The sequence below is a fragment of the Aeromonas sp. 82P genome (assembly GCF_051919365.1).
GTDB classification, from domain to species: domain Bacteria; phylum Pseudomonadota; class Gammaproteobacteria; order Enterobacterales; family Aeromonadaceae; genus Aeromonas; species Aeromonas veronii.
The window spans coordinates 2,365,879-2,378,337 of sequence record NZ_JBQBEV010000001.1; the positions used below are offsets into that span (position 1 = coordinate 2,365,879).

The 12,459-nt window shown below is 53.9% G+C and carries 8 protein-coding genes; 7 read left to right on the top strand and 1 reads right to left on the bottom strand.

The features are described 5' to 3' along the window. From csy3 to ACTG2S_RS10885, 6 genes are all read left to right on the top strand, one after another. The gene (csy3, locus tag ACTG2S_RS10860) at positions 1–1,044 is read left to right on the top strand and encodes a type I-F CRISPR-associated protein Csy3 (RefSeq protein WP_157668945.1); all 1,044 of its coding nucleotides are present in this window, start codon (positions 1–3) and stop codon (positions 1,042–1,044) included. Then, a complete protein-coding gene (cas6f, locus tag ACTG2S_RS10865; protein ID WP_088821975.1) occupies positions 1,041–1,661 on the top strand; it encodes a type I-F CRISPR-associated endoribonuclease Cas6/Csy4 in 621 nt (206 codons plus the stop codon). Before csy3 ends, cas6f begins: the two co-directional genes overlap by 4 nt. A gap of 1,447 nt (positions 1,662–3,108) precedes the next feature. Then, on the top strand, positions 3,109–4,290 hold the full coding sequence (locus ACTG2S_RS10870) for an efflux RND transporter periplasmic adaptor subunit (protein ID WP_088821977.1): 1,182 nt from the start codon (positions 3,109–3,111) through the stop codon (positions 4,288–4,290). Between the two features lie 76 nt (positions 4,291–4,366). Further along, positions 4,367–7,534 carry an efflux RND transporter permease subunit gene (locus tag ACTG2S_RS10875; protein WP_088821978.1) on the top strand — a complete coding sequence of 1,056 codons (3,168 nt, stop codon included), beginning with the start codon at positions 4,367–4,369 and terminating at the stop codon, positions 7,532–7,534. Between the two features lie 43 nt (positions 7,535–7,577). Then, the gene (locus ACTG2S_RS10880) at positions 7,578–9,038 is read left to right on the top strand and encodes an efflux transporter outer membrane subunit (RefSeq protein ID WP_088821979.1); all 1,461 of its coding nucleotides are present in this window, start codon (positions 7,578–7,580) and stop codon (positions 9,036–9,038) included. Positions 9,039–9,218: 180 nt separating this feature from the next. Beyond that, positions 9,219–10,265 (top strand): AraC family transcriptional regulator ligand-binding domain-containing protein, encoded by a 1,047-nt coding sequence (locus ACTG2S_RS10885; RefSeq protein WP_439982499.1) that lies wholly within the window; start codon positions 9,219–9,221, stop codon positions 10,263–10,265. Between the two features lie 274 nt (positions 10,266–10,539). On the opposite strand, the gene ACTG2S_RS10890 is transcribed toward ACTG2S_RS10885, so the two are convergent. Further along, a complete protein-coding gene (locus ACTG2S_RS10890) occupies positions 10,540–11,217 on the bottom strand; it encodes a nitroreductase (RefSeq protein WP_088822002.1) in 678 nt (225 codons plus the stop codon). A 243-nt stretch (positions 11,218–11,460) separates the two neighbouring features. On the opposite strand from ACTG2S_RS10890, the gene ACTG2S_RS10895 reads away from it, so the two are divergent. Further along, the gene (locus tag ACTG2S_RS10895) at positions 11,461–12,342 is read left to right on the top strand and encodes a LysR family transcriptional regulator (RefSeq protein ID WP_439982500.1); all 882 of its coding nucleotides are present in this window, start codon (positions 11,461–11,463) and stop codon (positions 12,340–12,342) included. Positions 12,343–12,459: the final 117 nt, after the last annotated feature.

Here is a 12,459-nt window from a genome sequence, read left to right on the forward strand (position 1 = left end):
ATGGAACTGTGCACTCATCTCAGCTATAGCCGCTCGCTATCTCCCGGCAAGGCGGTGTTTTTCTACAAAACAGCAGAATCTGATTTTGTACCGCTGCGGATCGAAGTGGCAAAGATTAGCGGGCAAAAATGTGGCTACACGGAGGGGTTTGACGCCAATTTAAAGCCGAAAAATATTGAGCGATATGAACTGGCATACAGCAACCCCCAAACGATCGAAGCGTGTTATGTTCCCCCGAACGTTGATGAGCTGTATTGCCGTTTTTCGCTCAGGGTAGAGGCCAATTCAATGCGGCCGTATGTTTGCTCCAACCCTGATGTTTTGCGCGTGATGATCGGGCTGGCGCAGGCCTACCAGCGACTCGGTGGATACAATGAATTGGCCCGCCGCTACAGCGCTAACGTGCTGAGGGGAATCTGGTTGTGGCGCAATCAATATACCCAAGGAACCAAAATCGAGATCAAAACTTCGCTGGGTTCCACATACCATATCCCAGATGCTCGTAGGCTGAGTTGGTCGGGCGATTGGCCAGAATTGGAACAAAAACAACTAGAGCAGTTGACTAGCGAGATGGCGAAAGCTTTGAGTCAGCCCGATATTTTCTGGTTTGCCGATGTAACAGCCTCCCTGAAAACGGGTTTTTGCCAAGAAATCTTCCCCAGTCAAAAATTTACCGAACGACCAGATGATCACAGCGTGGCAAGCCGCCAGCTAGCTACTGTCGAATGTAGCGATGGTCAGCTAGCGGCCTGTATCAATCCGCAGAAAATTGGTGCTGCACTGCAAAAAATTGATGATTGGTGGGCAAATGACGCAGACCTGCCGTTGCGAGTACATGAGTATGGAGCCAATCACGAGGCGCTAACAGCATTGCGTCATCCTGCAACCGGCCAGGATTTTTATCACTTGCTAACAAAAGCAGAGCAGTTTGTCACCGTTCTGGAGTCGTCTGAAGGGGGTGGGGTTGAGCTACCTGGAGAAGTTCACTATTTGATGGCTGTCTTAGTGAAAGGTGGATTGTTTCAGAAAGGGAAGGGGAGATGACCGAAAACCGTTATTTTTTTGCTATCCGTTACCTATCTGATGATGTTGATTGTGGCCTGTTGGCAGGCCGTTGTATATCAATACTCCATGGTTTTCGCCAAGCCCATCCTGGTATCCAGATCGGTGTAGCCTTCCCAGAGTGGAGTGATAGAGATCTCGGTCGTTCTATCGCCTTCGTCAGTACGAACAAATCCTTGTTGGAACGGTTTAGAGAGCGGTCCTATTTTCAAGTGATGCAGGCGGATAATTTTTTTGCGCTCAGTCTTGTGCTGGAGGTGCCAGATACCTGCCAGAATGTCAGGTTTATTCGTAACCAGAATCTGGCAAAACTGTTTGTAGGAGAGCGGAGGCGACGACTAGCCAGAGCTAAACGTCGGGCAAAGGCACGAGGCGAAGCATTCCAACCCCATATGCCAGACGAGACTAAGGTGGTTGGGGTTTTTCATTCAGTTTTTATGCAAAGTGCCAGCAGTGGACAAAGTTACATTCTGCACATCCAGAAGCATCGGTACGAGCGAAGCGAAGACAGCGGGTATAGCAGTTATGGACTGGCATCCAATGATCTCTACACGGGATACGTTCCAGACCTGGGAGCGATTTTTTCAACTCTTTTTTAGAATGGTCTATCCTTAGCAAGGTAAAACAAGCAGTTAGAGAAACACGCAGAATGATGGTCAAATTACAGCGATGCTATTTTTCCCTTTTCATTCAAAGTATTACGTTTGCATGCGCACAGTGAACTGCCGTATAGGCAGCCAAGAAACGGAAGGGGAGGGCACCCTGCTTATTGATAATGTGAACTGCCGTATAGGCAGCCAAGATTAGGACTGGAAGAAATCATCCAAGTTGGGGACTATTTTCTGCCGTAAAGGCAGATATTATTATGTAGCCCAGTCTTATGGCTGGGCGTTTTAATTTTGAGGAAGGTGTACAAGTTATCAAATATGCAGAGCAATAGCTGAAACTGGTACAGTTTACCGAGGCACCGTAGTTACTCAATGAGGGTCTAAATTCATTGGGTCAAAGTGATTCTTGGTTGGCGATTCTGTAAGTTTTGATTTCTTAAGTTTTTGTCTCTCTAGAAACAGGTAGAGGGAGGCTATACCGAACAAAGTCATAAACGCGTAAAATAAGGCAAGAATGACAATGCTATTCATGTGTACCCTCGGCATTTAGTTGCTATCACCGAACAGTTCAAGACTGGTACAAAGTGATTTTCTAGGTTCAGTTCATTCTTCTTCACTTTGAGTCATTTGGCAATACTGCTATACTGTCCTTGCAGCCCTAGATTCAGTCCTCTCCCAGCAACCATACTGGTGATGACACTAGGTTCGTTCTAGCCCTGTTATGCTGGGCTACCTCAATTTAACGACAAACCCGCCACTAGGCGGGTTTGTCGTTTCAATGTGAGAGAGATTGCTGTTGCTCTGTACCTAGTGGGTCAATTTTTAGTCGGCATTGATAGTTCGATAAAATACCTCCTTTAACGTGTAAAGAGTGATTACCTGCCAAAGCGTGTAATTATTGAAATACCTGTTATAGCGTGTACATTGAGAGGGTGTCAGCAATCGGGTATGTCGAATCATGAAAGTAACCAGCGCTAAGCAACTAAGCGCCTATCTCAAGGATGCTAGGTGTTTGCAAAAACAGTCTCAGGGCAAAGTGGCCGACAAGGTCGGTATCAGGCAAGACACTGTCTCCAGTTTTGAGCTCAATCCCGAGTCAACCAAGCTGGGTACCGGCTTCAGACCGGTCTCTTGTTTACGCTACTTTAGAGAGATCGCACTTACTTCGGTATCAATTTCAGACCCTTTTTGAACATGTTGTAGGGGTCTGTCCCTCCTGAATCGCCCCTGCTTTTCTAGCTACTCAGCAGTTTCTATTAACGTAATCTGAATGGTTTGGCGCGTTTTGCAAGTAAATTGGCGCGTTCTGCATATAGGTTATGTCTTGCCCCTTGTATTGTTCTGATCTGCCTCAATTTGTGACCAAGCTCCCGTTTTGGCGACGATTTGACCATCGCACATCACGTTTTTTTCCTATTCCACAATTGGAATCATCTATATGAAAAACATACATATTTTGCGGTATGACGCATCGCCTTTGTTGGTAGTGTTGACCTTGGGTACCCTGTTGCTTGCCGGTTGCAACGACAAGTCCGTCCCAGTATCGATGGCACCGCCCGAGGTGAGCGCGGCGCAGGTTGTGGTCAAGCCGGTGACCCAGTGGGATGAATACAGTGGCCGTATTGAAGCGATTCAAAGCGTCGAACTGCGTCCCCGTGTATCTGGGTATCTCGAGAGCGTGAACTATCGGGAAGGTCAGGAGGTGAAACAAGGCGATGTGCTGTTCACTATCGATGCCCGCAATTACCGCGCCGAACTGGCGCGGGCCAATGCACAGTTCGCACGTGCGACCAGTGTGGCGGCGCAGAGCCGCAACGAAGCGCGCCGCGCCAAGGTGCTGGTCGCCCAACACGCCATTTCTACCGAGCTGTGGGAGCAGCGCAACGCTGCCGATAAAGCGGCCCAGGCCGATATGATGGCAGCTCAAGCTGCGGTCGATACGGCACAGCTCAATCTGGAGTGGACCCAGGTACGCGCACCGATTGTCGGTCGGGCAGGGCGTGCGCTGGTGACCAAGGGCAACCTGGTTACGGCAGACGGCGCTACGAGCGTGCTGACCACCTTGGTGTCGCAAGACAAGATGTATGCCTATTTCGACATCGATGAGAATGCCTTCCTGCGTTACACCCAGCGCGTCCGCACTGACCTAGGTGGCAACAGCGCCACGATCCCGGTTCAGGTTGGGCTCTCCAATGAGGAGGGCTTCCTCCACAGCGGCGAGGTCGACTTTCTCGACAACCGGGTGCAGCGCAGCAGCGGCACCCTTCGCGTTCGCGCCATTCTGGATAACAAAGATCGCATTTTGACCCCAGGTCTGTTTGCCCGTGTACGCCTGCAAGGTGGCCGCATTCCCGATGCCGTGCTGATCGACAACAAGGCCCTGCTGACTGATCAGGACCGTAAATATGTCTATGTGGTCGACAAAGATGGCAAGGCCCAGCGTCGTGACGTGATTCCGGGACGGGAAGCCGAGGGGCTTCGCATCATCGAGAAAGGATTGGTGGCTGGCGATCGCGTGATCATCGAAGGCTATCAGAAAGTGTTCATGCCGGGCATGCCGGTGAACGCCAGAGAGGTGCCGATGCAGGGCGCTGCAGCATTGACGGCTGCGATGAAATGACCGCCCCAATGTCCACCGCGGCGCGTGTGCTGACGCGCCCGGTCTCTCTCGAACAGTCTGTTTAAGGACCTATTCCATGGACTTTTCCCGTTTCTTTATTGATCGGCCCATTTTTGCGGCTGTGCTGTCGATCGTGATCTTCGCTGCCGGATTGATCACCATTCCTAACTTGCCAGTGAGTGAGTATCCGGAAGTGGTGCCGCCGTCGGTAGTGGTACGAACCGTCTATCCGGGCGCCAACCCCAAGGTGATCGCTGAAACCGTGGCCACGCCGCTGGAAGAGGCGATCAATGGTGTCGAAGGCATGATGTATTTCAAGTCGGTGGCTGGCTCTGACGGCGTGTTGCAGATGACCATCACCTTCCGTCCGGGCACTGATCCCGACGAGGCCGCGGTCAAGGTACAAAACCGTGTGGCGCAGGCACAGGCTCGTCTGCCGGAAGATGTGCGCCGCCAGGGCGTGACCACCCAGAAGCAGTCTCCGACGTTTCTGATGGTGGTGCATTTGACTTCGCCAGGCGGCAAGTACGACACCCTGTACTTGCGTAACTACGCGCGGCTGCATGTGAAAGATGCGCTGGCGCGGATCCCGGGGGTGGGGGATGCCCAAGTGTTTGGTGGTGGTGACTATGCCATGCGCGCCTGGCTTGACCCGGACAAGATTGCCTCTCTGGGCCTGACGGCCAGTGATGTGGTCAGCGCCATGCGCGAACAGAACGTGCAGGTGTCGGCTGGCCAACTGGGTGCCGAGCCGATGCCAAACAGCCAGTTCCTCACGCTGATCAACGCCCAGGGGCGTCTGCGCAGCGAGCAGGAATTCGGCGATATCGTGCTGAAAAATGGCGATAACGGAGAAGTGGTGCGTCTGGCCGATGTGGCCCGCGTTGAGCTCGGCGCCGGCGATTACACCCTGCGCTCCCAGCTCGATGGCAAGAATGCGGTCGGTATCGGTATCTTCCAGTCGCCGGGCGCCAATGCGCTCGAGATCCGCGATGCGGTCATCAGTGCGATGAACCAGATGCAGAAGACCTTCCCGTCGGATGTGAAGTATGAAGCCGTCTACGACACCACCATCTTTGTGCGTGATTCGATCAGTGCGGTGGTGGACACCCTGCTCGAAGCAGTATTGCTGGTCGTGCTGGTGGTGATCCTGTTCCTGCAGACCTGGCGTGCCTCGATCATTCCGCTGATCGCCGTGCCAGTGTCGGTGGTGGGGACCTTTGCTGCCCTCTATGTGCTGGGTTTTTCCATCAACACCCTGAGCCTGTTCGGTCTGGTGCTTGCCATCGGGATTGTGGTGGACGATGCCATCGTGGTGGTGGAGAACGTCGAGCGTAACATCGAAGAGGGGCTCTCGCCGGTGGCTGCGGCGCATCAAGCGATGCGCGAAGTCTCCGGGCCGATCATTGCGATCGCGCTGGTGCTGTGCGCCGTGTTTGTGCCGATGGCGTTTTTGTCTGGTGTCACCGGCCAGTTCTACAAGCAGTTCGCCGTCACCATCGCCATCTCGACCGTGATCTCGGCCATCAACTCCTTGACCCTGTCGCCGGCGCTGGCCGCCCGTCTGCTCAAACCGCACGATGCGCCCAAAGATGGCCCGAGCCGACTGATTGACTACCTGCTGGGATGGTTGTTCCGTCCGTTTAACCGGATCTTCAAGTCGAGTTCCGAGCGCTATGAACGCAGCATCTCCCGTATCCTTGGTCGCCGTGGCGCCGTGTTTGTGGTTTATGCCCTGCTGCTCGGCGCTACCGGTGTGATGTTCAAGCAGGTACCGCCCGGATTTATCCCGACCCAGGACAAGCTCTATCTGATCGCCGGGGTAAAACTGCCGGAAGGTTCGTCGATTGCCCGCACCGACGAGATGCTGCGTAAGGTCGCCCAGGTCGCACAAGAGACCGACGGGGTGGCGCACACCATTTCGTTCCCGGGTCTTAATGCGCTGCAGTTCACCAACACACCCAACACCGGGGTGGCGTTCATACCGCTCAAGCCGTTTGCGGAGCGCAATGGTCGCACTGCGGCACAGATCAATGCCGAGATAAACCAGAAGATCGCTGGTCTGCAAGAGGGCTTCGCCTTCTCGATGATGCCGCCGCCGATCCTGGGGCTTGGCAGCGGTAACGGCTATCAGATGTTTATCGAGGACCGTGGCAATTTCGGTTACGGTAAACTGCAAGAAGCCGTGCAGGCGATGCAGGGCACAGTAGCCCAGACACCGGGCATGGCGTACCCAATTACGAGTTATCAGGCCAACGTGCCGCAACTCGATGCCCATGTGGATCGCATCAAAGCCAAGGCGCAAGGGGTCGCACTGACCGAGCTGTTCGATACCTTGCAGACCTATCTGGGCTCGACCTATGTGAACGACTTCAACCAGTTTGGTCGTACCTGGCAGGTGATTGCGCAGGCGGACGGGGCGTTTCGCGATAGCGTGGAGGATATCGGTAAGCTGCAAACCCGTAATGCCCGCGGCGAGATGGTACCGATTGGTTCGATGGTGACCATCAAGGAGACCTACGGTCCGGACCCGGTGCTGCGTTTTAACGGCTATCCCGCTGCCGATCTGGCCGGTGAGGCCGATCCGCGCATGCTCTCGTCGGCGCAGGTTATGGGCAAATTGACCGATATCGCCGGGCAGGTATTGCCGGTGGGGATGACCACCGAGTGGACTGACTTGAGCTATCAGCAGGCCACTCAGGGCAATGCCGCCTTTATCGTCTTCCCTGTGGCTATCTTGCTGGTGTTCCTGGTGCTGGCGGCACTGTATGAAAGCTGGACCCTGCCGCTGGCGGTGATCCTGATTGTGCCGATGACGCTGCTCTCGGCGCTGTTCGGGGTCTGGATGACAGGTGGTGATAACAACGTCTTCGTTCAGGTGGGGCTGGTGGTGCTTATGGGGCTGGCGTGCAAGAACGCCATCCTGATCGTCGAGTTTGCCCGTGAGCTGGAGATGGACGGTCGTGGCATTGTCGAGTCCGCGTTGAAGGCATGCCGGCTGCGGTTGCGCCCGATTGTGATGACATCAATCGCCTTTATCGCCGGCACGGTTCCGTTGGTGCTCTCCACGGGCGCCGGGGCGGAAGTGCGCTCGGTGACCGGTATCACGGTCTTTGCCGGGATGCTGGGGGTGACGCTGTTTGGCCTGTTCCTGACCCCGGTGTTCTACGTGGCGTTGCGTAAGCTCTCCGGCCGGCCCTTGGTCCAGCATGGCGAGTCGACCTTCGTGGGCGATCCGCTCTGAATTCGGGCGCATTCCAACCTCTTTTTGGACGAGTGACTTTGCTATGTATGTGAACTCGAAAGCCAATCCATCCCGTCGCGTGCTCACAGTGAGCCTCGCCGCGCTGTTGTCAGCGTGCAGCGTCGGACCGGACTTTGAACGTCCGGCCCTGCCGGCCGTGAGCAGCTATGCCCGTATGGATGCCACAGTGCGTCAAGAGCCGGCTCCTGATGCGGGGCCGGCGTTCTGGCGCGGATTTAACGACCCGGAGCTCACCAAACTGGTTGAGCTTGCCCTGCGTCATAACCACGATGTGCAGCTGGCACTGGCCAATTATCAGCAAGCCAATGCCATGCTGGGTAGCGCAAAGTACGACTTGCTGCCTACGCTCAACGCCAGCTCGCAGGCAAGCAATGAGCGCAGCAGTGCCAGTCAGCAGCCCGGCGTCGCGGCTGCCGATCGCGATTATCACCAATATCAGGGTAGTGTCGGCTTTAGCTGGGAGCTGGATCTGTTTGGCCGCGTGCGGCGTTCCGTGGAAGCGCAGCGCGCCGACACCCGTGCCAGTGCCGATGATATGGCTGCCATGCAGGTGGCGGTGGTGGGGGAACTGGCCCAGACCTACTTCCAGCTGCGCGGCTGGCAGGAGCAGCTGGGCATCGCCCGTGACAACGCCGCCAACCAGGCGCAAACCCTGTCGCTACTGCAACTGCGGCAAGGGGCGGGCATGGCCAGTACGTTTGATGTAGATAGAAGCCGTGCCCAGCTCGAAACGACCCGCGCCAGCATCCCGCCACTGGAGGCGCAAATTGCACTGGCTACCCACCGACTTGGCGTGCTGACCGGTAATGTGCCGGAGTCATTGATTAGCGAGCTGGCGGCGCCGGCAGCGCTGGCGCAGTTGCCTGCCAATGTGCCCATGCAGGCGCCCGGCGAGCTGCTTCGCCGCCGTCCGGATGTGGCTGCTGCCGAGCATCGCCTGGCCGCGTCGACAGCGCGCATCGGTGTGGCCACTGCCGATCTCTTCCCCCGATTTACCCTGGGGGGCTTGATCGGTACTCAGGCATTGGATGCCGGCTCTCTGTTTGCACGGGACAGCGAGACCCGGTCGCTGACACTCGGTGTTGATGGCTCATTCTTGAATGTTGGCCGCGTTCGCGCGCGTATCGCTGCCAGCAATGCGCAGGCAGCCGGTGAGCTGGCCAGCTATCAGAAGGCTGTCCTCACCGCGCTGGAAGAGACCGAGAATGCACTGGTTCAGGTGTCACGCAGTGAGCAGCAGCGCCAGCATCTGGAGCAGGCTGCTGCAGCCAGCATGCGTGCCGCCGAGACGGCCAAGGCGCGCTTCGACCAGGGCGCCATCGATCTGCTGGCGTTGCTGGATGCCGAAAACGTGCGTCTGCAAAGCCAGGATGCGTTGGCACAGAGTCGGGTCGGATATACCCTGGCCGTGGTGTCGCTCTACCGAGCCATGGCCGGCGGTTGGCCGGAATATGTGGCCGATGAGGCATCCAACAAAACCTGAGCAATGGGCCCTTGGGTGAGCCGATGACATGGCACCTTCACATATCAAGAACGTGAATGACAGCATGGTGTGATGTCAGATATTTTTTGCTAAAAAGCGGCATTGGCCCACCAATGCCGCCAAGCGGTATCAGCGACCTGACAAGGTCACGTTATCTACTTTGATTGAGTACACCACACGATGATCGATCGTTTTCGAATTTCCAAACAGTGGATGCTGCGCATTGCAGAGCGGGGTCTCTCGTTAGAGATGTTGCAGCGCAAAGCCGGACTGCCTGAGCTGTTTTTCCAGCAAGAGAAAATCTATGCCTCCACGGCAGAGTTGTTTTCCCTGTGGAGCACGATCTCAGACCATTGTGGCGATGTGGCATTTGGTCTCACGTTGGGTGCAGATATGCGACTCGAGCGCAATCATCCGATGGCGATTGCGGCGGTGTGCAGCAGTTGTTTACGAGATGCACTGCAGCGTCTGGCCCGTTACAAACGGGTCGTCTGCCCGGAAGAGATCCGTGTCGAGGTAAACGGCGATGAGGTGATCATCGACTCCCATTATCTGGCAACCAGTGAGCAACCGCCCCATATCATGACTGATATGGGCTTCTCTTGGATGACGGCCATGGCACGACACAGCTCTGACGGACATATTCGCCCGCGGCGCATCGAATTGACGCGTGGCCCCGAGCATCGCGCATTGCTGGAGGAACACTTTGGTTGCCCGATCACCTTCAATGCGTCGCGTAATGCACTGGTGTTTCGCTCCAGCGATCTGGATTTTCCCTTTTATACCCACAACGAAGAGCTGCTCGCCGTGATTGCCCCGCAGCTCGATGCCGAGTTGCAGGAGCATGACCAAAACACCAGAATCACCTACGCGGTGAAACAGGTGCTGAAACGCACTCTCGCGGGTCGACGTCCGACGCTGCAATCGCTGGCCAAAGAGCTGGCGATGAGTACGCGAACTCTGCAACGGCGGTTGACCGATGAGGGCATCACTTTTCAGCAACTGGTGGAGGAGACCCGCCGCGAACTGGCGCGATCCTATTTGCAGACTGGCGCGATAAAGCCCAACGAGACGGCGTACCTGCTCGGCTACGAAGATTCCAACTCGTTTTATCGAGCATTCAACGGCTGGGAGGGGGTATCTCCCGGTGAGTGGCTCGAGTCGCAGCGCAAAGTCGCCAGAGGTGCGGTAGTGTATGGTTCTGGAAGAGGGGCGTTTGAGGCTTAAAACGAACCGGCGTTTTTAGTCCAGGCAATGGTGAGACACTCGTATCGCGGCTTAGTGACCGAATAAGTCGCTTTGGCCGCGCAGCTATTCAGAAATTTATAACAAGATCATCCTGGCCTTCTCGGTTTTTTGAAACGCACCTCCCTCCTTAATGACTGACAATATTCTCAACGGCCATTGGCTTCTACGTCTCTGACGAGCTTTCTCTATATTGAAAAATTCAGCCCACGATTCCTGACGGAAAAGTGGGCTGAGCAATATAAAAACACTTAAATTACTGATGAAAAATGACACTCTCACTAAGGGGGGCTTTATTAATCCTGTATTGATTTGCGGGGTGAGTCATGTCGGGGTAACCCAGAGAGATGCCAAATAGCAATTTCGATGACGTTTCAATACCGAGTTCTTTGCGAATGGTTTCGCCGTAAAAACCCAGCATTGTCTGAGGAACACCGCCTAAGCCGTGAGCAGTCAGAGATAGCAGAAGCGTCTGAGCGTACATACCTATGTCTCCCGCTACACGAACGTTATCGCCCACTTCTGGCATAAAAAGCAGCGCAACATGTGGCGCACCAAAGAATTCCAGGTTACGACGTGAGGCATGGCGACGCTGATCATAAGCATCGCGTTTAATGCCGATAGCCTGATAATAAGCCGCGCCTTGCTCTTTGTAACGTTCACGATAGACGCCAGGGAAATCATTGATGCCAAAACTGAAATCCGGCGTCAACTGTCCTGCGTCATCTGCCGCTAACATGGCCTTGCTCAGTGCATCTTTTTTTGAACCTGAGACAATATGCGTTTGCCATGGCTGAGTATTACAGTTTGAAGGTGAGAGCTGTGCATCCTCCAATACCGAACGGAGAATGCCTTCCGGTACAGGTTGAGGAAGAAAATGACGCACTGAGTGACGTTTACGCACGACATCCCGAAAAAGCATTGATTCAGACATAATGTACCTCTTATAAAAGTCAGGCATAAAAAATTTTTCTGTCTGACTAATGAATTTGACAACGAAAAATCCCGTGCCGGTGGACACCATATTCTCGACATGATTGCCGGGCCTCACAGTCTGCTACTGCGGATGGATGCCATTAATCACTTTAAAGTGTTCTGTTCGTCTAGCGTATGTCCGAGATTTTACCCTTTGCAAAATGGAATGGAATGGCTAAAAATAAGAACTTAATGACCAAGTATGGAAAGAACAATGGATTTCAACGCAACCAAATTGTTCATCGCGGTAGTGAATGCAGGTAGTTTTTCCGCCGCAAGTGAAAGAACATCAGTTCCGATAGCAACTTTAAGTCGTAAAATTAATGAGTTAGAACAGGAGTTGAACGTCCAACTCCTGGAGCGCTCGCGGCAAGGCGTTAAACCCACCTACAAAGGGCACCAATTCTTTGAGCAGGCCCGTCTGGGTGTGGAGTTACTGGAGGATGCACATAAGTCCGTCACTGCTGCCCACTCACTGCAGGGGAAATTGCGCCTGTCTATCCCACCAAATTTTTCATTGTGGTGGGATTTATTGATTGAATTTCAGCAACGTTACCCTGATATCACCGTATTCTGTCATTCCAGCGAAAGGGTCGTTGATTTGTTCGGAGACAGTATTGATGTTGCGCTCAGGCTTGGCGACCTGAATAGCGATGATGTCATAGCCAAATTACTTATGAATCTGGAAACGGTGTTTGTAGCAAGTCCTAAATTATTAGCTGAACGCGGTACTCCTGAGACTCTCACAGAAATGGCCCAGCTTCCAGTTGCTGCCTGGGAGAGTCTGAATTATGGTTTTTTTGAATGGTCTTCTGGAGCCGAGAAAGTTAAATACGCCCCCTTCTTTTCCACTAATCATTTGCAGGCCATAATTCATTATGCTCTGAACGGTAAGGCGGTTGCTCAGTTACTGGATTTTTCAGCCAGGCCCTGGTTAGAAAGCGGTGAACTGATACAACTTTTGCCAAGCATAGCTACTCAAAAAATTCCGCTACACCTTGTATACTCTCGTCAAAAACATCCTTCAGTACTGGTGCGAGCATATATTGATTTTTGTACGGAATGGATTGGTAAGCTGGCCTGAAGTTATTGCTAACCCTGATTAACTATCAGAGCAACCCGTCATAATTACTTGTAAGTAGGTTTGGCGTAGAATGTTTGCTATCTTATAAAAGACCTCGAAAATACCTGAACGCAGAAC

Excerpts from the sequence above, each read along its gene's own strand:
- ACTG2S_RS10895 (WP_439982500.1), top strand. The coding sequence starts at position 11,461 with ATGGAAAGAACAATGGATTTCAACGCAACCAAATTGTTCATCGCGGTA.
- cas6f (WP_088821975.1), top strand. The coding sequence starts at position 1,041 with ATGACCGAAAACCGTTATTTTTTTGCTATCCGTTACCTATCTGATGAT.
- ACTG2S_RS10870 (WP_088821977.1), top strand. The coding sequence starts at position 3,109 with ATGAAAAACATACATATTTTGCGGTATGACGCATCGCCTTTGTTGGTA.
- ACTG2S_RS10875 (WP_088821978.1), top strand. The coding sequence starts at position 4,367 with ATGGACTTTTCCCGTTTCTTTATTGATCGGCCCATTTTTGCGGCTGTG.
- ACTG2S_RS10885 (WP_439982499.1), top strand. The coding sequence starts at position 9,219 with ATGATCGATCGTTTTCGAATTTCCAAACAGTGGATGCTGCGCATTGCA.
- csy3 (WP_157668945.1), top strand. The coding sequence starts at position 1 with ATGGAACTGTGCACTCATCTCAGCTATAGCCGCTCGCTATCTCCCGGC.
- ACTG2S_RS10880 (WP_088821979.1), top strand. The coding sequence starts at position 7,578 with ATGTATGTGAACTCGAAAGCCAATCCATCCCGTCGCGTGCTCACAGTG.
- ACTG2S_RS10890 (WP_088822002.1), bottom strand. The coding sequence starts at position 11,217 with ATGTCTGAATCAATGCTTTTTCGGGATGTCGTGCGTAAACGTCACTCA.